This window comes from Salipiger sp. PrR003 (assembly GCF_010500785.1).
GTDB classification, from domain to species: Bacteria; Pseudomonadota; Alphaproteobacteria; order Rhodobacterales; family Rhodobacteraceae; genus Salipiger; species Salipiger pacificus_A.
In genome coordinates this window covers 16,234-36,969 of record NZ_JAAGOV010000043.1, presented here as the reverse complement: position 1 = coordinate 36,969, position 20,736 = coordinate 16,234, and the positions used below count along the sequence as shown (strand labels likewise).

Sequence of the window (20,736 nt, the reverse complement as noted above, 5' to 3'; positions counted from 1 at the left end):
GAAGACAATGGGTCTCAAATCGCTGAAGAAGCAGCGGCGCATCCAGATCGTGGCGCTGGCCGCGGTGGCGCTGGTCGTCTCGACCGCGCTGATCGGCTATGCGATGCGCGACGGGATCAACTTCTTCCGCTCGCCGAGCCAGGTGGTCGAGGCACCGCCCTCGCCGAACGAGACCTTCCGCATTGGCGGGCTGGTCGAGGAAGGCTCGCTCGTGCGCGGTCAGGGGCATGAGATCAGCTTCTCGGTGACCGATGGCGGCGCCTCGGTGCCTGTGGTCTTCGAGGGCGTGCTGCCGGACCTCTTCGACGAGAACCAGGGCATGGTCGGCACCGGGCGCTATGTCGATGGCGTGTTCCGGGCGAGCGAGATCCTCGCCAAGCACGACGAAACCTACATGCCCAAAGAGGTGATCGACGCGCTGAAGGAACAGGGCGTCTACGAGGATCCCAACGCCGGGAGCTGACACTGCCTTTGCGCCTAGGCGTATCGCCTGCGGATTGCAGCTGGTGCAAGCGGGCTGCCCGCTCGTGACGGAAGACATTGCCGCCGCTTGCGGCTAGTCTGCGCCCTCGCAACGTGGGATTTGCAGATGACGATCAACGACATGGACGACCTTGCCGGGCTGAAGGACATCGGCCGGATCGTCGCGAACGCCCTGCAGGGCATGGCGAAGGCGATCGAGCCGGGCATGACGACGCTGGAGCTCGACGAGATCGGCCGCGCGATGCTCGAAGCCGAAGGTGCGCAATCGGCGCCCGAGACGAGCTACAACTTCCCCGGCGCCACCTGCATCAGCATCAACGAGGAAATCGCCCACGGCATCCCCGGTCCGCGGGTGATCCAGCGCGGCGATCTGGTGAACATCGACGTCTCGGCCTCGAAGGCCGGGATCTTTGCCGACACCGGCGCGACCTTTCGTGTGGCGCCGGTGAAAGCGCCACTCGATCGGCTGTGCCGCGATGGCAAGAAAGCCATGCAGATCGGCATCGCACAGGTTGGCGCGGATCGGCCTCTGGCGGGGATCGGCGCGGCCATCGGGCGGTTTGCCGGCAGCAAGGGCTACACGCTGATCCGCAATCTCGCCAGCCACGGTGTCGGCCATTCCCTGCATGAATACCCCGAAGAGATCCCCACCTGGCCCGTGCGCGGCGAGCGGCGGCGGATCACCAAGGGGCTTGTGCTCACCGTCGAGCCGTTTTTGTCGATGGGAGGGCAGTGGGCCAGCGAGGGCGAGGACGGTTGGACGCTCTACAGCGAGCCCTGCGCGCCGGTCGTGCAATACGAGCACACGGTGGTCGCGACCGAAACCGGCGCGCTGGTGGTCACCCAGCCGGGATGACCCGGGTTCAGGGCGTTCGTTCGAAAAAGCGCAGGTGCGGCAGCGCCACATCCGGGATGGGCTGGTAGGGGCCGCGCTCGACGAAGCCCAGCTTGGCGTAGAGGTGGCAGGCGGCAGCCAGCGTCTTCATCGTGTCGAGCCGCAGCAGTGGCGCACCGGCGGCGCGGGCGCGGATGGCCAACTCTTCCACCAGCTGCGCCGCGAGCCCTTGGCCGCGCGCCTCGGGGGCAACGTAGACCCGCTTGATCTCGGTGCTGCCGTCGGGCAGCCGCTGCGACATTGCGCAGCCGACCGGGGCGCCATGGCGCTCGGCCAGCAGAACGGCGTCATGCTTGCCGGGCAGGGCATCCAGCAGCTCGGTATAGGCGGGGTCGGGGTAGAAAAGCGCCACCAGCGCCGGGGCGGCGGGATGGTGGGCGCGCAGGTCCTCGCGGTAGGCGAGGCAGAGCGCGCGCACGGCGGCGAAATCCTCGGGACTCGCCGCCGTGCGGAGGGTGATCTGGGTCACGTTTGCAGATCCGGACGCGGATCAGGCGTTGGCTTCGCGGATCTTTTCGGCGGCGTCCTTGTCGTAGGTCACGCCGCTGGTCTCGAACAGCGTGTCGAGCTCGCCCGAGAGGGTCATCTCGGTGATGATGTCGCAGCCGCCGACAAATTCGCCCTTGATGTAGAGCTGCGGGATCGTCGGCCAGTCCGAGTAATCCTTGATGCCCTGGCGGATGGCGTCATCGGCCAGCACGTTCACGTCGAGATAGTCGACGCCCATGTAGTTGAGCACGCCTGCGACGCGGCTGGAGAAGCCACATTGCGGCATGGTCTTGGTGCCCTTCATGAAGAGCACCACGTCGTTCGCCTTCACCGTTTCTTCGATACGGGTGGTTGCGTCGGTCGTCATCTCTGTCTCCTGTCTGCGCGCGCCGCCCGGCAGGGGCGCGGCGTGGATGTCTGTCTTGCTGGTGTGTCTTAGTCGGGGGCCTTGGTGGTAAGCGCCAGCGCGTGCAGCTCGCCATGATTGCCGTCCATCTTGCCCTTCAGCGCGGCGTAGACGGCGCGCTGCTGCTGGACACGGTTCTGGCCGCGGAAGCTTTCGTCGATGACCTCCGCGGCATAGTGATTGCCGTCTCCGGCGAGGTCGGTGATGGTGATCTTGGCCTCGGGGAAGGCGGCGCGGATGAGCTGTTCGATCTCCGTCGCTTCTATTGCCATGTGGGCGGACTCCGCTGTCAGACTGTTCTACTCAGATGTAAGACGGGCGCCGCGCGGGTGCAAGCGCGGGCCATTTTCTCGGCTTGGTTCGGGGGCGGAACCAGGACGGACGAGGGGGCGAGGCTCAGAGATCCAGCTCGACCCAGACCGGCACGTGGTCCGATGGCTTGTCGCGGCCGCGGATGTCGCGGTCGATGCCGCAGTCGGTCATCAGGTCGGCGCAGGACGGCGTCATCAGCACGTGGTCGATGCGGATGCCGTTGTTCCGCTGCCAGGCGCCGGCCTGGTAATCCCAGAACGAATAATGCCCCGGTCCCTGCACGCGGGCGCGGAAGGCCTCGGTGTAGCCGAGGTTGAGGATGCGGCGGAAGGCGTCGCGGCTCTGCTGGAGGTAGAGCGCGTCCTTCTCCCAGGCCTGCGGCTTGGCGGCATCCTCGGCCTGGGGGATGATGTTGTAGTCGCCCGCCATGAGGGCAGGGGTCTCGTCGGCCAGAAGCTGCTGCGCGCGCGCGTGCAGCCGGTCCATCCAGTCCAGCTTGTAGCCATACTTGCCGTCCCGGATCGGCTGCCCCTCGGCGTCGAACTCCACCGGGTTGCCGTTCGGCAGGTAGAGCCCACAGAGGCGCACCGCCTCCTTCTCACCGACCAGGGTCGCCTCGATCCATCGCGCCTGCTCGTCGCTGTCGTCGCCGGGCAGGCCGCGGCTCACGTCCTCGAGCGGGTGCTTGGACAGGATCGCCACGCCGTTGAAGCTCTTCATGCCGTGGGTCTCGACGTTGTAGCCGCGCTCCTCGAAAAGCTCGCGCGGGAAGGCCTCGTCGACCGACTTGATCTCCTGCAGCAGCGCGACATCGGGCTGCGCCTCGTCGAGCCAGTCCGTCAGCGCACCGACGCGCGCCTTGATGCCGTTGATGTTGAAGGTGGCGATCTTCATCTGGAGCCCTCCGGAAGTTGCGCCAGCTATCGCGCAAAGCCGGCTGAGGGACAAGTGCAGCGGGGCGGATTCGCGGGTGATTCGGCGGCGGGCATCGACGATTCGTCGCCGATTCTGGGATTTGAGTGACGCAGCGGAAACTATCCCCAGAAAAGAATCTTCTGTGGGGAAGAGAGATTGTCGCGCGAAGCGACGAAATTGTAAGTCATTGTTTCTGTGAAGAACTCCTGTATTAATCTACCTTAACAAGAAACCATATTGCCTGAAGCAATCATCGCAAGAAACCCTGAAGCACGTTTCTCGTGTCAATCCAACCAGGGAGAACTTCCATGACTGCTCAACTCAAGCAATTCGTGACCGCAGACGCGCAGCACCGTGTCGAGGCCGATCTGTTCGGCGGCGAGGGCTGCGCCATGTTCACCTCGGGCGCGGCGCCTGCCGAGGCCGAAACGCTGCTCGGCGGCGGGATCGAGATGTTCACCTCCGGAGCCGCACCTGCCGGCGCCGATATCGCCTCGGGAGACGGCGCGGCGCTCTTTACTTCCGGCGCTGGTCCGGTGACCGCCGCGGGCGAGGCGGTCGGTCTCTTCACCTCCGGCGCTGCGCCGCTGCGCTCGGAGCTCGGCGCCGGCGACGCCACGGCGCTCTTCACATCGGGCGCCTGAGCCCGTCGCGCACGGGCGGGCACCGTCTTGGTGCCCGCCTGTCACCCTGCCTGTGTCCCGCACGCCCGCGCAGAAAGGCCCTCCGCATGTCCAACGTCATTGCTCTCCACCCGGTGCCGCGCATCGCCGACCCGGACACGCGCATCGCGGCGCTGATCGCCTGTTTCGCGCAGCACCGGCGCAGCGAGGAGGATGTGTTCTGGCTCAAGGAGAACGCCGAGCTGCTCAATATCCTCGACTGCACCGGCGCGGCGGCATGGGCCGGGATCGGCCCCCGGGCGCTGCTGCCGCATGTCGAGTTTTATGCCAGCGCCGAGGCGCGGCTGGCCTTCTTCCCGCAATACTACCGCTTCCTGCTGTCCATGGTGCTCGATCTCGAGGATCTCGGCATGCCGGGCGAGACCGGGGCGCGCATGGCGCAGAGCATAGCCGCGTCCGCTGCGCCCGGCGCAGAGTTGTCGGATCTGCAGCGCATGGAAGCGCGGCGGCTGCTGGCGCGGCGCGGGGTCTCCGGTCCGGCCGATCTGGGCCTCGAGGACCGGCTGCGCGGTTTCTGCGCCCGGCCCGGCATCTTTGCGCTGCCGAACAAGAAGGCCGCCTACGAGCTTACCCATATCGTGTTCTACCTCAGCGAATACGGGCGCCGCGATCCGCGGCTCGAGGCCGAGGCGCTGACCAGCCTGCACTTCGCGGGCAACCTTGCCTTTCTCGAGCAGAACTCCGACCTGCTGGCCGAGGTCTGCATTGCGCTGCGCTACGCCGGGGAGCTGCCGCCGCCGCTCTGGACCGGCTGGCTGAGCCGCGAGACGCAGCTTTTCCATGTCGAGACGGACCCGCAGGGCCCGCTGCAGGACGGCTACCACGATTTCCTCGTCTGCAACTGGCAGCTGGCCTTGGCGGGAGAGGAGCCCTTCCGCACGCCGCTGGAGTCGGGGCGGATGCGCTTCGACCGGTCGCCGCGGCGGATGGCGCCGCTGCGCGAGCTGTCGCGGGCGCTCTTTACGATGAAGGGGCGGCGCAGCGCCGACTGGGCGGTGATGCGGCGCCGCATGGAGGGGGCGCTGCCGCCCGGGGTGATCGACCTGCTCGACCTCATGGCCCGCGAGACGGCGCATTTCGACGCCTTCTTCGAGGGCTTCGCCCGGGCTGGCCGGGCATGAGGGCCGCGCTCGCCGGCGCCGCGCTGGTCGCGCTCTACACCGCGCTCATCGCCGCTGCTGACGGGATCACCAAGCTGATCGCCGGAAGCTACGCGGCGCCGCAATTCCTGGCCGTCTCCTCGGCGCTGGTGCTGCTCTTCGCGCTCGGTGCGGCGCGGCGGCAGGGGGCGCTGCGCACGGCGCTGGGGGTGCAGAGCCGGGGCACCATGGCGCTGCGATCGCTCCTGACCGTGCTTGCGGCAATCGGCTTTTTCCAGGCGTTTCGCCTTCTGCCCTTCGCCGACGTCTTCCTTTTCATCGGGCTGATGCCGCTCATCGCCGCCGCGCTCTCGGGTGTGGCTCTCGATGAGCCGGTGCGCCCCGCTGCCTGGCTGGCGCTGGCGCTCGGTGCGTCGGGCCTCCTTGCACTCATGCCCGAGGGCCGGGCAGGGGGGAATGCCGGGCATGTCTGGGCGCTGCTGGGGGCGGTTTCCGGAACCGCGTCGATGGTCGCCGCCCGCGCCATCGCGCGGCGCGAGCGCAAGCCGCTGGCACAGGTCTTCTGGCCCAACCTCGCGCTGGCGCTGGTCATGGGCATGGCGCTGCCTTTCGTCTGGCAGCCGATGCCGCTGGCCGACTGGCTCTGGGTCGCGGGCTACGCGCTCTTCCTTTTCGGTGCGCGGTTCGTCTCGGTCGAGGCGTTGCGGCTGCTCCCGGCCTATGTGGCGACGCCGCTGATGAACCTGCAGTTCGTCTGGATGGTGGGCATCGGGGTTTTCTGCTTTGGTGAACTGCCCGGCGTCGGCGCCAGTCTCGGCGCGGCGCTGGTGATCGGCTCGGGTCTCTGGCTGGTGGCCGACGAGGCCCTGCCGGCACGGCGGCGACTGCGGCTCTAGACCAGACGTCGCCGCGTCGGCGCCACATCTGATCGGGACAGAAAGCAGCCCCTCACGCCGACCGCGCTTTTCGCGGGCGCCTTATGGACAGGGGCGGGATGGGGAGATACACCCGTCCGGAACCCGCAGACGAGGCGCAAGAGAACACCCATGCCCACGCTGAACGACATTCGCTCGACGTTTCTGAATTACTTCGCCAAGCAGGGCCACGAGATCGTGCCCTCGAGCCCGCTTGTTCCCCGCAACGACCCCACGCTGATGTTCACCAACTCCGGCATGGTGCAGTTCAAGAACTGCTTCACCGGGGTGGAGAAGCGCGACTACAAGCGCGCCACCACCGCGCAGAAATGCGTGCGCGCCGGCGGCAAGCACAACGACCTCGACAACGTGGGCTACACCGCGCGGCACCACACCTTCTTCGAGATGCTCGGCAACTTCTCCTTCGGCGACTACTTCAAGGCCGAGGCGATCCCCTTTGCCTGGGAACTGGTGACCAAGCATTTCGACATCTCGCCCGAGCGCCTCTACACCACCGTCTATCACACCGATGACGAGGCCTTCGAGCTGTGGAAGAAGATCGGCGTGCCGGAAAGCCGGATCATCCGCATCGCCACCTCGGACAACTTCTGGCAGATGGGGCCGACCGGCCCCTGCGGTCCCTGCACCGAGATCTTCTTCGACCATGGCGAGAAGTTCTGGGGCGGCCCTCCGGGCTCGCCCGAGGAGGATGGCGACCGCTTCATCGAGATCTGGAACGTCGTCTTCATGCAGAACGAGCAGTTCGAGGACGGCTCGATGCGCGCGCTCGACATGCAGTCGATCGACACCGGCATGGGGATCGAGCGGGTCGCGGCGCTGCTGCAGGGCACCAACGACAACTACGCCACTGACCTGATGCGCGCGCTGATCGAGGCTTCGGCCAACGCCACCAGCAGCGATCCCGACGGTCCGGGCAAGACCCACCACCGGGTGATCGCCGACCACCTTCGGTCGACCTCCTTCCTCATCGCCGACGGCGTGATGCCCAGCAACGACGGTCGCGGCTACGTGCTGCGCCGCATCCTGCGCCGCGCCGCGCGCCATGCGCACCTGCTGGGCGTGCAGGATCCGCTGATGCACCGCCTCGTGCCCGAGCTCGTGCGCCAGATGGGCGAGGCCTACCCTGAGCTGCGCGCCGCGCAGCCGCTCATCGAAGAGACGCTGAAGCTCGAGGAAACCCGCTTCCGCCAGACCCTCGACCGAGGCCTCAAGCTGCTCGACGAAGAACTGATCGGCCTGCCCGCAGGGGCCGAGCTGCCCGGCGCCTCGGCATTCAAGCTCTATGACACCTACGGCTTCCCGCTCGATCTGACGCAAGATGCGCTGCGCGAGCAGGGCCGCACCGTCGACACCGAAGGCTTCGACGTCGCCATGGCCGAACAGAAGGCCAAGGCGCGCGCCGCCTGGTCCGGCTCGGGCGAGGCCGCCGACAGCCGCGTCTGGTTCGACATCGCCGACAAGCATGGCGCCACCGACTTCCTCGGCTACGACACCGAGACCGCCGAGGGCCAGATCCTCGCGCTGGTGCAGGACGGCGCGCTGGCCGAGACCGCCGCCAAAGGCGAGAAGGTGACGCTGGTGCTCAACCAGACGCCCTTCTACGGCGAAAGCGGCGGCCAAGTCGGCGATACCGGCGTGATCCGCACCGAGGGCGGCAAGGTCACCGTGACCGACACCCGCAAGGTCGAGGGCGTCTTCCTGCACATCGGCGAGGTCTCCGAGGGCAGCGTGAAGCGCGGCGAGGCCGCGGTGCTCGAGGTCGACCACACGCGCCGGAGCATGATCCGCGCCAACCACTCGGCAACCCACCTGCTGCACGAGGCCCTGCGCCGCGCGCTTGGCGATCACGTCGCGCAGCGCGGCTCGCTGAACGCGCCGGATCGCCTGCGCTTCGACTTCTCGCACACCAAGGCGCTCAGTGCCGAGGAAATCGCGCAGGTCGAGACCGAGGTGAACGCCTTCATCCGCCAGAACTCGGCGGTGAGCACCCGGATCATGACCCCGGACGATGCCCGCGCACTCGGCGCCCAGGCGCTTTTCGGCGAGAAATACGGCGACGAGGTGCGCGTGGTGTCCATGGGCGCGCTGCCGGGATCGGGCAAGGGCTCGGACGGGCAGACCTACTCGCTGGAACTCTGCGGCGGCACCCATGTTGCGCAGACCGGCGACATCGGCCTGTTCGCCCTGACCTCGGAGACCGCCTCCTCGGCCGGCGTGCGTCGCATCGAGGCGCTGACCGGCGAGGCTGCCATGGCCGCGCTGCGTCGCCGTGACAAGGCCCTCTCGGGCATCGAGGGGCTGCTCAAGGTCAGCGGCGAAGAGGCGGTCACCCGCGTCTCCGCGCTGCTCGACGAGCGCCGCAAGCTCGAGAACGAGGTCGCCCAGCTGCGCCGCGATCTCGCCATGGCCGGCGGTGCCGGTCAAGGCGGCGGCGCCGAGGCCCGCGAGGTGGGCGGCATGAAGTTCGTCGGCCAGGTGCTCTCGGGCGTCCAGGGCAAGGATCTGCCCCCGCTGATCGACGAGCACAAGTCGCGGCTTGGCTCCGGCGTGGTGCTGCTGATCGCCGACACCGGTGACAAGGTGGCCGTGGCTGCCGGCGTCACCGAGGACCTCAAGGCCACCGTCTCGGCGGTGGATGTGGTCAAGGCGGCGGTCGCGGCGCTTGGAGGCAAGGGCGGCGGCGGGCGTCCGGACCTTGCACAGGGCGGCGCCAAGGATGCCAGCCAGGCCGAGGCGGCCATTGCGGCGGCCGAGGCAGTTCTGGTAGGCTAATCAATCGCTTAGGGAGGAGCTTATGACTGCTTACATGATCGCCCGCATCGAGGTCACAGACCCCGAGGACTATGCCGTCTATGCTGGCCAAACCGTTGCGCTCGCCGAGAAATTCGGCGGGCGCTTCCTTGTGAAAGGGGGGCCGCAGGCCTTTGTCGAAGGCGAGGGGCCGGGCCGTCACGTGGTGGTGGAATTCCCCAGCCGCATCGCCGCCGAACGCTGGTACAACTCGCCCGAATACCAGCGCATCCTGCCCATCGCCCTGCGCGCCTCGACGCGCGATCTCGTCATCGTGGAAGGACTCTAATGCCCGCTCTCTGGATCGCCCATGTCACCGTCACCGACGAGGAGGCCTACGGCAAGTACGCCAAGCTCGCCGGTCCCGCGATCGCCAAGCACGGCGGGGAATTCGTCGCCCGCGGTGGCCGTTACGTGCAGCTCGAGGGCAAGGAGCGGCCACGCAATGTCGTGGCGAAATTCCCCTCGGTCGAGGCTGCAGAGGCCTGCTACCACTCGCCCGAGTACCAGGAGGCCCTGGGCCACGCGCGCGGCGCGTCGGAGCGCGAGTTGCTGATCGTCGAAACCAGCGAGTGAGCGCCCGCGATTGAGCCTCGCGCATCTGCTGCCGGTCCTGCTGCTGGTGGCCTCAAATCTCTTCATGACCATGGCCTGGTACGGGCACCTGCGCTTTCCCGGCGCGCCGCTCTGGGCCGTGGTCTTTATCAGCTGGGGCATTGCCCTGGTCGAATACTGGCTCGCGGTGCCCGCCAACCGGCTCGGCCACCGGGTCTATTCGGCCGCCGAGCTGAAGACCTTGCAGGAAGTCATCACGCTGATCGTCTTCGCCGGCTTCTCTGCCTTCTGGCTGAAGGAGCCGCTGACGCTCAACCACGCGGTCGGCTTTGGCTTCATCGCGCTCGGCGCCTTCTTCATCTTCCGCGGCCCCTTCGGCTGATCCCGCTGCACCGGGCCATGAAAAAAGCGCGGTCCAGTGGGACCGCGCTTTCATCTTCTTTTCTTGGCAACTACGCCCGGGGGTCCGGGGGCAGAGCCCCCGAAGCCCGCGCGCCGGGCTTACTGGCTGCGCGACTGGCGCTTGCGCTCATGCGGGTCGAGGTAGCGCTTGCGCAGGCGGATCGCGGTCGGAGTCACCTCGACGAGCTCGTCGTCGTTGATGTAGGCGATGGCCTCTTCCAGCGACAGGGTGATCGGCGTGGTCAGGCGCACGGCTTCGTCGGTGCCCGAGGCGCGGACGTTGGTCAGCTTCTTGCCCTTCAGCGGGTTCACTTCCAGGTCATTGTCACGGCTGTGCTCGCCGATGATCATGCCGGTGTAGACCGGGGCCTGGGCGCCGAGGAACATCTTGCCGCGGTCCTCGAGGTTCCACAGCGCGTAAGCCACGGCCTCGCCATTCTCCATCGAGATCAGCACGCCCGCACGGCGGCCTTCGATCGGGCCCTTGTGCGCCGTCCAGCCGTGGAACACGCGGTTCAGAACGCCGGTGCCGCGGGTGTCGGTGAGGAATTCGCCGTGGTAGCCGATCAGGCCGCGCGAGGGCACATGGGCCACGATGCGGGTCTTGCCGGCGCCGGCGGGCTTCATCTCGACGAGCTCGCCCTTGCGCGGGCCGGTGATCTTCTCGATCACCGCGCCGGTGTAATCGTCATCCACGTCGATGGTGACTTCCTCGACCGGCTCCATGCGCTGGCCGTCTTCTTCCTTCATGATCACCTGCGGGCGCGAGATGCTGAGCTCGAAGCCCTCGCGGCGCATGTTCTCGATGAGAACGCCCATCTGCAGTTCGCCCCGGCCGGAAACCTCGAAGGCCTCGCCGCCCGGGGTGTCGGCGATCTTGATCGCGACGTTGCCCTCGGCTTCCTTCATCAGGCGCTCGCGGATCACGCGCGACTGCACCTTCTTGCCGTCACGCCCCGCGAGCGGGCTGTCGTTGATGCCGAAGGTCACGGTGATGGTCGGCGGATCGATCGGCTGCGCGTCGAGCGGCTCGTCCACGGCCAGCGCGCAGATGGTGTCCGCGACGGTCGCCTTGGTCATGCCGGCGAGCGAGACGATGTCGCCTGCGAGTCCCTCTTCGATGTCGGCCTGTGCGAGGCCGCGGAAGGCCTGCACGCGGGTGACGCGGAACTGCTCGATCTTCTGGCCGATGCGGCTGATCGCCTGCACCGTCTGGCCAACCTTGACGCGGCCGGTCTCGATGCGGCCGGTGAGCAGGCGGCCCACGAAGGGATCGCTGCCCAGCGTCGTCGCCAGCATGCGGAAGTCGTCGTCCTGGTGCTTGATCTGCTTCGGCGCGGGAACGTGGTCGACGATCAGGCGGAACAGCGCGTCGAGGTTCTTGCGCGGCCCGTCGAGCTCGGCATCGGCCCAGCCGTTGCGGCCCGAGGCGTACATGTGCGGGAAGTCGAGCTGGTCTTCGTCGGCGCCGAGCGAGGCGAAGAGGTCGAAGCACTCGTCGAGCGCGCGGTCGGGCTCGGCGTCGGGCTTGTCGACCTTGTTCAGCACCACGATCGGCCGCAGGCCGAGGGCCAGCGCCTTGGAGGTCACGAACTTCGTCTGCGGCATCGGGCCTTCGGCCGCATCCACCAGCAGCACGACGCCGTCGACCATGCTCAGGATGCGCTCGACCTCGCCGCCGAAGTCGGCGTGGCCGGGGGTGTCGACTATGTTGATGCGGGTGTTCTTCCACTCGACCGAGGTCGGCTTGGCAAAGATGGTGATGCCGCGCTCGCGCTCGAGATCGTTGCTGTCCATGGCGCGCTCGGCCACGGCCTGGTTCTCGCGGAACGCGCCGGACTGTTTGAGCAGCTCGTCCACCAGGGTGGTCTTGCCATGGTCAACGTGTGCGATGATCGCGATATTGCGCAGGTCCATAGGAATGCCTTTGAAGGGAGGTTTGCGCGCGGGTTAGCCGGGGAAGGGGGAAATTGCCAGCCCTTAATGCGGCGAGGCCCCGGAAAACAGGTGAATCACGAGGATCCCGGCCACAATAAGCCCCATTCCGACAACCGCGGCAAGGTCCAGCTTCTGCCCGAAGGCGAAGAGCCCGATCACCGAGATGAAGACGATCCCCAGCCCCGACCACATGGCGTAGGCCAGCCCCACCGGCATGCTGCGCAGCACAACCGACAGAAGGTAGAAGGCGGCGGCATAGGCGACCACAACGATCGCCGAGGGCAGCGGCCGGGTGAACTGCTGGCTGGCCTGCAGCGCGGCGGTGCCGATGGTCTCGGCAAGGACGGCAAGGGCGAGGGTAATGTAGGGCATTGCGAACTCCGCTGAGGCTGGCCCCGTTCTGACCCGGCCCGCGCGGCGCTGCAAGCCGGGAGGCGCTGAGGGGACGGACAGGTGCGGCGGCGGAGGGCGTCAAAAATCTGCCTGTCTTAACTTGGTGTGAGGAAATCACGGCTAGACGGGGGCTGAAATTCCTGTTGCGGAGGTGTTCCATGTCTACCCGTCGCTCGCCAGCCTCGTCCCGCTGCCCGATCGTTTCCGAATGGACGGCGCTCGCCGTCTGCGCGCTGCTTTTCCTCGCGCCGGCCGCCCCTGCGGCCGAGATCGATGCGCCGCTTCAGGCGGTGATCGCGCAATACGTGCAGCCTCTCCTCGAGGATCCCCAGCTGATCGCGGCGGTGAAGGCGCAGAACGCGGTCACCTCCGGCTACGACGATGCAAAGATCGGCGAACTCGACTCGAAGTGGCAGGCGGAAATCGGCTCCACGATGATTCCCACCATCACCCCGGTCTGGGACAACCCGGTTTCCGACGCGCTGCGCGCGCAGGTCGACAGGTCCGGCGGGCTGATAAAGGAGATGTTCGTGATGGATGCCCGCGGTCTCAACGTCGCGGTCTCGCATCTGACCTCGGACTATTGGCAGGGGGACGAGGAGAAGTATCTCGAGACCTTCCCACGCGGTGCCGGAGCGATCCACGTCGGCGCCGTCGAGTTCGACGAATCGACCCAGGTCTACACGCAGCAACTCTCGCTGACCGTCAGCGACCCCCAGTCGGGAGCGGCGATCGGCGCGCTGACCCTGGGCCTCGATGCGGAGATGCTGCCGTGAAGCTGCGCGCACCCCGGATCGGCGGGGGGCCGGCGGTCGCCCGCGTCCTCGGCTCGGTTTTCACCAAGGTGGCGGCGCTGGTGGTCGTGTCCACCCTTGTGGTCGTCTCGCTTCTTGCGTGGCAAGCCTGGCGGCTCAGCGACAAGGTGACCCAGGCGGGCATTGCCGGCATGGCCCGGCAATCGGTGGGCGCGGCCGCCGCCTCGCTGCTCCCGGCGCTGCGGTTCCGCGACGAAGCCCGCGCCATGGCCCTGCTCGAGGAGCAGCTTGCGAGCGGTGAGGCCGATTTGCTCGGCGGCCTCGTGCTCGGCGCTGACGGCGAGATCCTGGCACAGGTCGGCGCTCTGGACGACGCGCGGGACGCGCTCGTCGCCGTCGCAAGGGAGGCGCTGTCTTCGGGCGGTCGTGCGGGCGCTGCGGGTGGCTTCCTCACCGCCGAGGCGGTGGTGCTGCAGGGGCAGGACGCACCGCTCGGCGCCGTGGCGATGGCCTGGACCGACAGCGCCCTGCAGGAGGTGATCGCGGGAGACAAGACGGTCATGCTCGCCAGCGCCCTGGCCGGTCTGGTGGCGATGCTGCTCCTGGTCCTGCTGTTGCTGCGGCGCATCGTGCTCGGGCCGCTGACCTCCCTGCAATCCGCCATGTCGCGGGTTGCCGCGGGCGACTACGACGTCGCGCTTTCGATGCACGCGCGGCGCGACGAATTCGGCGAGCTGGCGCGTCACCTTGCGGATCTCACCGCGACCCTCTCGCGCGGGCGCGAGGCGCAAGAGGCCCGCGGCCGCGCCCATGAGGCGCAGAACCGCGTCGTCCGTCACCTCAGCGATGCGCTCGATGCGCTCGCGGCGGGCTCGCTGCACCACGCGATCGCCGAGGAGTTCCCGGACGAATACGAGGAACTGCGCGCAAACTACAACCGCGCCGTCGACAGCCTGCGCGCCACGATGACCGAGGTGAATTCCGGCGCGCTCAACATCCACAGCAGCGCGGAAGAGATCGCCCGCGCCTCCGACGATCTCTCGCGGCGCACCGAAACCCAGGCCGCCACGCTCGAACAGACCGCCGCAGCCCTCGAAGAGATGCTGGCCCGGGTGCGCGAGGCGGCGCAGGCGGCGCGCGACGCCGAGGGCAGCGTGCAGACGGCCTCGAAGCTCGCGGACCAAAACGGCGAGGTCATGCGTTCGGCGATCGAGGCCATGGGCGGCATCGAGCGCAGTTCACAGCAGATCAACGAAATCATCGGGGTGATCGACGATATCGCCTTTCAGACCAATCTTCTTGCGCTCAACGCGGGGGTCGAGGCCGCACGCGCCGGGGCCTCGGGCAAGGGATTTGCAGTGGTGGCCTCGGAAGTGCGGGCGCTGGCGCAGCGCAGCTCGGACGCGGCGCAGCAGATCAAGACGCTGATCAGCGGCTCGGCGGACCGGGTCCGAGATGGTGTCGAATTGGTCGAGCGCTCCGGTGAAGCGCTTGGCGAGGTGGTCGCGCAGGTGAACCAGATCTCGACACTGGTCAGCAACATCGCGGGGGTGGCCGCCGAACAGGCGCAGGGACTCAACGAGATCAACGTGGGCGTCAGCAACCTCGACCTGGTCACCCAGCAGAACGCGGCCATGGTCGAGGAAAGCACCGCCGCGGCGCATATGCTGCGCGGCGACGCGGGCCGTCTGTCGGACCTGATGCGCGGCTTCAACGTCGGCGAAAATGGACCCGTGACCTCGGGACGGGCAAGCGCCGCGGCCTGAGCTCTGCTCACGCCTTGGCGCTGATGGCCGCAGCAATCACCGCGACGAAGTCCGCCTCGTCTCGCACCGTGGCCATATCGGATGCCTCGACGGTCACGCCCCAGTTGCGCGCCATCTCCTGGTAGCGCGGCTGCCGGTGTGCCAGCGCCTGTGCGTAGGTCCAGCGGATGAAGGCGTCAGGATCCACCGATGTTTCCGACACGCCCTTTTCGTCGAGGTAGCGCCTCCAGGCTGCCTCGAGGAACTCGGGTTGGTAGGCCATGGGTTTGGGTGCGCGATCGAACCTCCGGATCAGCTCCTCTGTGTGCGCCTCGCTGCCGCGGATCCAGACCATCAGCGCCTGGCGCGATAGGTCCGACAGGATCGGATCGCGCGGGTTCGCGGCGTCCACCCATTCGCAGATCGAACCGCCGGTGTCGCAGACAAAATGTGGGTAGCCGTAGAGCTGCTGGGCGCGCTCGATGAAATAGCCCGTGTCCAGCAGCGCCTGCTCCTCGGCGCGGCGGAACTGATCCTGCCGCATGCGGTAGCTGTCCATCGGCAGACCGCCCCGGGCCGGATCGCCCGGCTTGCCAAGGTAGGTCGAGACCGGGGTCAGGTTCTCGAAGGTGATGTTCGAGCCGATATAGATCGAGTCCGACAGCAGCAGCTCGCGCAGGAAGGGGTTCTTCATCGCCTCGGCCTTGGCGTTGTCGGCGATGTATTCGCCCATGTAGCGCGTGCCGATGCGGTAATCGATCGAGTAGTGGAACCAGTCCCCGGACTGCCGCAGCATCGAGGACACATGGGTCTTGCCAAGCCCCGACATGGCAAAGAGCACGACGTGCTTGCGCGCGGCATCCTGCCAGTCGGCGGCGGTTTCATACAGCATCAAAGGGCTCCTGCGTCGTCTGCGCCGACAGGTAATTGCGCCCGCGCGCCGCGTCAAACACCGCCCTCATCCTTAGGCCCGGCGCGCGGCGCGGGTCTCGCGCAGGATATTGGCGTAATTCGCGGCGAAGATGATCGCCGCGCCAAGCAGCACCCAGGGATCAAGCGGCTCTGCGTAGAGCAGCATGCCGACGATCGCGATGACCGGGAGGCGGGTGAAGTCGATCGGCATGACCACCGAGGCGGGCGCGAGGCTGAGCGCCGTGGTCAGGCAATAGTGGGCGCAAAGCCCGGCGAGGCCGATGACGATCACCCCCGGGACGGCCTCGGCCGAGGGCACGGCGATGTCGCCGTCGAAGCCGGCGCAGACCAGTCCCATGATCGCCTGGGTCAGCGTCAGCCAGAAAAGAATGCACAGGGTGCTGTCGGTGCGGGTGAGCTTGCGGGTGAAGATCGCCGAGCCGGCAAAGCCGATGGCCGCGCCCGCGGCGGCGAAGAGGCCGGGCGAGAGCGTCTCGGGCGAGGGGCGGGTGACGATCAGGATGCCGAGGAAGCCGACCAGCGCTGCCAGGCTGCGCGGCCAGGTCAGCCGCTCGCCCAGCACCAGCGTCGCCAGCAGCATGGCCCAGATCGGGCCGGTGAATTCCAGCGCGAAGACCTGCGCCAGAGGGATCACCGTGATCGCGTAGAACCAAAGGTTCTGCCCGGTGAAATGGCTGATATTGCGGATGATATGGGTGCCGATATGGCGTGTTGCGACGGTCCGGCGTTTGCCGGTCAGCATCACGATGCTGCTGATGATCGCCACCCCGAGCAGCGAGCGATAGAGCATGATCTCGAAGGTGTCGAGGCCGGAGCTGACATAGCGCCCGGCCACCGCCATGGCGCTGAAAGAGACGATCGAGCCGAGCATCCAGAGCGCGGCCTTCGGCACGGCGCCCAGGCTCGGAGCGGCAAGGGGGCGCGTGCTCACAGCTCTGCCACCTCGTAGTCGCGCGGCAGATCGCCGGTGATGCGGAACCACGCGCTGCCGCGGGTGCGATGCTGATGCGCCTCGAAGGCGTCGCGACTCTGGAACAGTTCCGAGACCTCGAAGACCCCGTCTTCGCTCTCGCGCAGATCGAAGTAGAGGCAGCCGGGCTCGGCCCGCGTCAGGCGGATGTGGTCGGCCATGGCAGCGCGCACGTTGGGGCAGCGCTCGGGCGGCGCGGTCATGCGGCCGGTCAGCTGCACGGCGCTCATGTCGCGCTCCGGGTTGGCTGGCTGTGCGGGAAGTCGGCGGGGCGCGGCTGCGCGGAAACTCTGGTCGTCATGGGGGTCCTCTCGCTGCGGACACTGGCGCGCGGCACGGCAAGGGGCAAGGGGCAATCGGGCCGCCCCTCCGCGGTTGGCGGCGGGGTGTGATCTTGATGCGTGGCCCGAACGCAAAAGGAGGCCGGGTTTCCCCGGCCTCCCTGATCACTGGCTGATCATTCCCATTCGATCGTGCCCGGAGGCTTCGAGGTGATGTCGTAGGTGCAGCGGTTGATGCCCTTCACCTCGTTGATGATCCGTGTCGCGGTCTCGCCGAGGAACTCGTGGCTGAACGGGTAGTAATCCGCCGTCATGCCGTCGACCGAGGTCACCGCGCGCAGGGCGCAGGCGTAGTCGTAGGTGCGGCCGTCGCCCATCACGCCCACGGTGCGCACCGGCAGGATCGCCACGAAGGCCTGCCAGATCTCGTCGTAGAGACCGTGCTTGCGGATCTGGTCGATATAGACCGCATCCGCCTTGCGCAGGATATCGAGTTTCTCGCGGGTGATCTCGCCGGGGCAGCGGATCGCCAGACCCGGGCCGGGGAAGGGGTGGCGGCCAATGAAGCTGGCCGGCAGGCCAAGCTCGTGACCCAGCGCGCGCACCTCGTCTTTGAAGAGCTCGCGCAGCGGCTCGACCAGCTTGAGGCCCATCTTCTCCGGCAGGCCGCCCACATTGTGGTGCGACTTGATGGTCACCGAGGGGCCGCCAGAGAAGCTGACGCTCTCGATCACGTCGGGGTAGAGCGTGCCCTGCGCGAGGAAGGTCGCATCCTCGATCTGGTCGGCGTATTTCTGGAACACGTCGATGAAGAGCTTGCCGATGATCTTGCGCTTGGTCTCGGGGTCGGACACGCCCTCGAGCTCGCCGAGGAACAGATCCTGTTCCTGCGCGTGGATCACCGAGAGGTTCATGTGGTCGCGGAACATCGCGACGACCTCGTCGGCCTCGTTGAGACGCAGCAGGCCATGGTCGACGAAAACGCAGGTCAGCTGCTCGCCGATCGCCTCGTGCAGCAGCGCCGCGGTGACCGAGCTGTCGACGCCGCCCGAAAGCGCGCAGATCACCTTGGACGCGCCGACCTGCTCGCGGATCTTGCGCACCGCTTCCTCGCGGTAGGCATCCATCGTCCAGTCGCCAGTGAATCCGGCTTCGCGGACGAAGTTCTCGTAGAGCGTCTTCCCGTTCGGGGTGTGATGCACCTCGGGGTGGAACTGCACGGCGTAGAACTTGCGGGTCACGTCGGCGGTGATCGCGAAGGGCGCACCGGGGGAGGTCGCGTAGACCTCGAAGCCCGGGGCGATTTCCGAGACGTGGTCGCCGTGGCTCATCCACACCTGCTCGCGGCCCGAGCCATCGAGGAACCAGCCCGACAGCAGGTCGAGGCGGTCTTCCTTGGGCGTCACGTAGGCACGGCCGAATTCGGCGGTGTGGCTCTGGCCGGCTTCGACCTTGCCGCCGAGGTCGTGCATCATGACCTGCTGGCCGTAGCAGATCCCGAGGATCGGCACGCCGAGCTCGTAGGCGGATTTGGGCGGGCGAGGCGAGCCCTCGCGCGTCACGCTGTCGGGGCCACCGGAGAAGACGATGGCCTTGGGGGCGAACTCCTTCAGGAACGCATCGGTGACGTTCTGATAGGGGTGGATTTCGCAGTAGACATTCAGCTCGCGCAGGCGACGGGCGATGAGCTGCGTCACCTGGCTTCCGAAGTCGATGATAAGGAGGCGATCATGCTGGGTCATGCGGCTGCTTTAGGCGGGCCGCGCCCGGCGCGCAAGAGGCTGGGTGCCGCGCAGAGGGAAATGGCGCAGCGCCGGGGGATCGGCGGGCGCGCGTTCATTCGATCTGGCTGAGCAATGCCGGTGCCGTGACCAGCCGGCGCACGCCGTGGCTGTGGGTCTCCTCGAAAACGTTGCCCATGCCCGCCCAGGCGTCGAGCGTCGCGATGTCGAGCCGGGCGCAGCGCGGGCGGACCGACCAGGTGACCTGCAGCGGCGAGCAGACCTGCTGGGAGTAGCTGGGCCCGGTGGTCGAGCCGCGGAACACCACCGGCGCGCCGGTGCCGCTGGGCAGAGCGCGGGCCTGGTGGCGACCGTTGCGCATGGTTCCGAGGTAGATGAAATCGCGAAAGTCGAGCGCATTGGGGTCGTTGACCACCAGAAAGACCTGCGACTCGACCCGCAACTCGGGGTTCGAGCAGGACGCCGAGAGGCAGGCGCCGAGACCCGGGCCCGGCGCCACGTCGCAGGAGGAATAGACCCAATGGACCTCGATCGTGTCGCCGGGCTCGACCCCTTCGAAGCGGGCGGGGCCGCTGCCGGGGCGGGAGAGTTCGGCGGCGCTGAGATTGGCCGAGCCCGCGCATTTGAAACCGCCGTGCTCGCCAGGGCCCGCGTAGATGGAAAAGCCTGGTCCGAGATGCTCGGCATTGGTGTGGGTGTGGATGTTGCACAGGGTCATCTCGTCCGGCGGCGGGGCAAGGCCGAAGGAAACGGGGTTCCGTCCATAGGGATTGCCGATATCCCGCGGGGTCTGCGGGCCGAAGCCGGTGCAGAGCGGGCCGTCGGCGGCGCCGTGTTCTCCCCCGGGATCGGCGCCATGCGCGCTGGCGGTCTGGGCGGCGTGTCCGGCACCATGATCCGCCGCAGGGGGGGCGCCGGGCGGGGCGCTGCCGTGGGAGGGCGCCGTGTCATGGCCCGTGGGCGGGTAGGTGATCTTGTTGTCGGCCCCTGCGGCCGAGGACAGGACCAGCACCGTGCAAACCGTCAGGGCAAGAAGCACGTGGGGGGGCGTCATGGGAACCTCCTGTGGACTCTCCGGCGACCGTGGCCGTGGCAGTGGCAGTGGGTTGGCATTCACTGGGGCAGGGTATGGCGGCCCGCGCCTCGGCCCTGAGGATTCGCCGCCCCATCCCGAGACCCGTCTCCACCTGACCCTGACGCAAAGAGCTGACGCATTGCTTAACGCAGCTCAGTAGGTGGCGTCGGGCGCGGAGAGGTCCTCCTCGATTCGAGCCCTTCTGTCGGCCAGCAGCGACCAGAGCGCGAGTGTGGTCAAGACCAAGGCGTAAATCAGCCCGCCCAAGGCCATGGCCTCGCCGGGGATCACCCCTACGGAGGCGCGCTGCATGGCCTGCTCAAAGTTCTCGACGGGGCTGGGATGCACGGTGATCTTGCCGAGAAAAGCGAGGAGCTGGATGAGCATGATCCAGAAATAGCTTCGCCGGATGCGCCGCCCCATCGCGTGCAGGTAGGTGATGCCGAACTCGGGCCGCACGTAGCTGTCGCGCAGGTCCCTTGCCCAGGAGGCGTCCGGTCCGGCGGTGCCGCTGAGGATTGGTCCGTAGAGATTCATCTCCATGCTGCGGAAGCGGCGGCGCCAGAGGTCGCAATAGCGGTAGCGCCGCGCTTCGAGCGTCAGGAAGAAAAGGTTGGAGATGCCCACCAGCACCAGCGGCAGCGGCGACGCATCGGGCGCTGCATAGGCGATCGACAGGGCCACGCCCAGCGTGACGACGGCCCAGTTGGTGGTGGTGTCGAGCCGCGTGCGCCAGACGCTGCAGCGGTAGACCTCGCCGCGGTAGAGATGCGCCAGCGCGCCAAGCTCGGCCCCGTCGAGCGGCCGCCCGCCGATTTCGAGTTGCACGTCTTTCATCTGCTCCCCCGTCTTGTCCGTCGAAGCCTGGCCGACCAAAGCCTGACCGGTCGAAGTCTTGGCCGACCGAAGGCTTGGTCGGTCGAAGCCTGGTGGGTCGAA

General features: G+C 67.5%; 23 protein-coding genes. 11 read left to right on the top strand and 12 right to left on the bottom strand.

The genetic code is table 11. The features are described from left to right. Nucleotides 1-7 precede the first annotated feature (7 nt). Entirely contained in the window at nt 8-463 is a 456-nt protein-coding gene (gene ccmE, locus G0D83_RS14870) for a cytochrome c maturation protein CcmE (protein WP_164195389.1), read from the top strand. 126 nt (nt 464-589) lie between these two features. Then, complete coding sequence (gene map, locus G0D83_RS14865; protein WP_108966031.1) at nt 590-1,339, top strand: type I methionyl aminopeptidase; 750 nt, start codon at nt 590-592, stop codon at nt 1,337-1,339. Nucleotides 1,340-1,346: 7 nt separating this feature from the next. Here map and G0D83_RS32240 read toward each other — a convergent pair whose 3' ends face one another. The 4 genes from G0D83_RS32240 to xth form a co-directional block, all read right to left on the bottom strand. After that, nucleotides 1,347-1,847 (bottom strand): GNAT family N-acetyltransferase, encoded by a 501-nt coding sequence (locus G0D83_RS32240; RefSeq protein WP_164195387.1) that lies wholly within the window; start codon nt 1,845-1,847, stop codon nt 1,347-1,349. 21 nt (nt 1,848-1,868) lie between these two features. Continuing rightward, nucleotides 1,869-2,234 carry a Grx4 family monothiol glutaredoxin gene (grxD, locus tag G0D83_RS14855; RefSeq protein WP_108966028.1) on the bottom strand — a complete coding sequence of 122 codons (366 nt, stop codon included), beginning with the start codon at nt 2,232-2,234 and terminating at the stop codon, nt 1,869-1,871. Nucleotides 2,235-2,302: 68 nt separating this feature from the next. Next, a complete protein-coding gene (locus tag G0D83_RS14850) occupies nt 2,303-2,545 on the bottom strand; it encodes a BolA/IbaG family iron-sulfur metabolism protein (RefSeq protein WP_164195384.1) in 243 nt (80 codons plus the stop codon). A 124-nt stretch (nt 2,546-2,669) separates the two neighbouring features. After that, nucleotides 2,670-3,479 carry an exodeoxyribonuclease III gene (gene xth, locus G0D83_RS14845; RefSeq protein ID WP_164195382.1) on the bottom strand — a complete coding sequence of 270 codons (810 nt, stop codon included), beginning with the start codon at nt 3,477-3,479 and terminating at the stop codon, nt 2,670-2,672. 329 nt (nt 3,480-3,808) lie between these two features. Between xth and G0D83_RS14840 the strand changes: the two genes are divergently transcribed. From G0D83_RS14840 to G0D83_RS14810, 7 genes are all read left to right on the top strand, one after another. Beyond that, on the top strand, nt 3,809-4,144 hold the full coding sequence (locus G0D83_RS14840; protein WP_164195380.1) for a DUF6749 family protein: 336 nt from the start codon (nt 3,809-3,811) through the stop codon (nt 4,142-4,144). Between the two features lie 86 nt (nt 4,145-4,230). After that, nucleotides 4,231-5,304, top strand: a complete 1,074-nt coding sequence (locus G0D83_RS14835; RefSeq protein WP_164195377.1) for a hypothetical protein — start codon at nt 4,231-4,233, stop codon at nt 5,302-5,304. Next, on the top strand, nt 5,301-6,179 hold the full coding sequence (locus G0D83_RS14830) for a DMT family transporter (RefSeq protein WP_164195375.1): 879 nt from the start codon (nt 5,301-5,303) through the stop codon (nt 6,177-6,179). The genes G0D83_RS14835 and G0D83_RS14830 overlap by 4 nt, the downstream gene beginning before the upstream one ends. 150 nt (nt 6,180-6,329) lie before the next feature. After that, nucleotides 6,330-8,990, top strand: a complete 2,661-nt coding sequence (alaS, locus tag G0D83_RS14825; RefSeq protein WP_164195372.1) for an alanine--tRNA ligase — start codon at nt 6,330-6,332, stop codon at nt 8,988-8,990. Nucleotides 8,991-9,012: 22 nt separating this feature from the next. Then, entirely contained in the window at nt 9,013-9,297 is a 285-nt protein-coding gene (locus tag G0D83_RS14820) for a DUF1330 domain-containing protein (protein WP_108966016.1), read from the top strand. After that, entirely contained in the window at nt 9,297-9,584 is a 288-nt protein-coding gene (locus G0D83_RS14815; RefSeq protein ID WP_108966014.1) for a DUF1330 domain-containing protein, read from the top strand. The genes G0D83_RS14820 and G0D83_RS14815 overlap by 1 nt, the downstream gene beginning before the upstream one ends. A gap of 10 nt (nt 9,585-9,594) precedes the next feature. After that, a complete protein-coding gene (locus tag G0D83_RS14810) occupies nt 9,595-9,945 on the top strand; it encodes a DMT family protein (protein ID WP_164195370.1) in 351 nt (116 codons plus the stop codon). Nucleotides 9,946-10,064: 119 nt separating this feature from the next. Here the strand turns inward: G0D83_RS14810 and typA are convergent, their stop codons facing one another. Continuing rightward, nucleotides 10,065-11,882, bottom strand: coding sequence for a translational GTPase TypA (gene typA, locus G0D83_RS14805; protein WP_164195368.1), 1,818 nt, complete (start codon nt 11,880-11,882; stop codon nt 10,065-10,067). A gap of 63 nt (nt 11,883-11,945) precedes the next feature. Beyond that, nucleotides 11,946-12,275 carry an SMR family transporter gene (locus G0D83_RS14800; protein WP_108966008.1) on the bottom strand — a complete coding sequence of 110 codons (330 nt, stop codon included), beginning with the start codon at nt 12,273-12,275 and terminating at the stop codon, nt 11,946-11,948. 179 nt (nt 12,276-12,454) lie between these two features. Here G0D83_RS14800 and G0D83_RS14795 point away from each other — a divergent pair, with 179 nt between their 5' ends. Further along, a complete protein-coding gene (locus tag G0D83_RS14795; RefSeq protein ID WP_235940213.1) occupies nt 12,455-13,072 on the top strand; it encodes a hypothetical protein in 618 nt (205 codons plus the stop codon). Beyond that, a complete protein-coding gene (locus tag G0D83_RS32235) occupies nt 13,069-14,817 on the top strand; it encodes a methyl-accepting chemotaxis protein (protein WP_370457243.1) in 1,749 nt (582 codons plus the stop codon). The genes G0D83_RS14795 and G0D83_RS32235 overlap by 4 nt, the downstream gene beginning before the upstream one ends. Before the next feature lie 7 nt (nt 14,818-14,824). On the opposite strand, the gene G0D83_RS14785 is transcribed toward G0D83_RS32235, so the two are convergent. The 6 genes from G0D83_RS14785 to G0D83_RS14760 form a co-directional block, all read right to left on the bottom strand. Next, nucleotides 14,825-15,688, bottom strand: coding sequence for an ATPase (locus G0D83_RS14785; RefSeq protein ID WP_164195366.1), 864 nt, complete (start codon nt 15,686-15,688; stop codon nt 14,825-14,827). Nucleotides 15,689-15,760: 72 nt separating this feature from the next. Continuing rightward, a complete protein-coding gene (locus tag G0D83_RS14780; RefSeq protein ID WP_108967665.1) occupies nt 15,761-16,600 on the bottom strand; it encodes a DMT family transporter in 840 nt (279 codons plus the stop codon). A 56-nt stretch (nt 16,601-16,656) separates the two neighbouring features. After that, nucleotides 16,657-16,929, bottom strand: a complete 273-nt coding sequence (locus tag G0D83_RS14775; RefSeq protein ID WP_108966004.1) for a putative quinol monooxygenase — start codon at nt 16,927-16,929, stop codon at nt 16,657-16,659. Between the two features lie 227 nt (nt 16,930-17,156). After that, nucleotides 17,157-18,722, bottom strand: a complete 1,566-nt coding sequence (gene guaA, locus G0D83_RS14770; RefSeq protein ID WP_108966002.1) for a glutamine-hydrolyzing GMP synthase — start codon at nt 18,720-18,722, stop codon at nt 17,157-17,159. Nucleotides 18,723-18,816: 94 nt separating this feature from the next. Next, nucleotides 18,817-19,776, bottom strand: a complete 960-nt coding sequence (locus G0D83_RS14765) for a delta-class carbonic anhydrase (RefSeq protein WP_164195364.1) — start codon at nt 19,774-19,776, stop codon at nt 18,817-18,819. A gap of 174 nt (nt 19,777-19,950) precedes the next feature. Further along, nucleotides 19,951-20,634 carry a DUF2270 domain-containing protein gene (locus G0D83_RS14760; protein ID WP_164195362.1) on the bottom strand — a complete coding sequence of 228 codons (684 nt, stop codon included), beginning with the start codon at nt 20,632-20,634 and terminating at the stop codon, nt 19,951-19,953. Nucleotides 20,635-20,736: the final 102 nt, after the last annotated feature.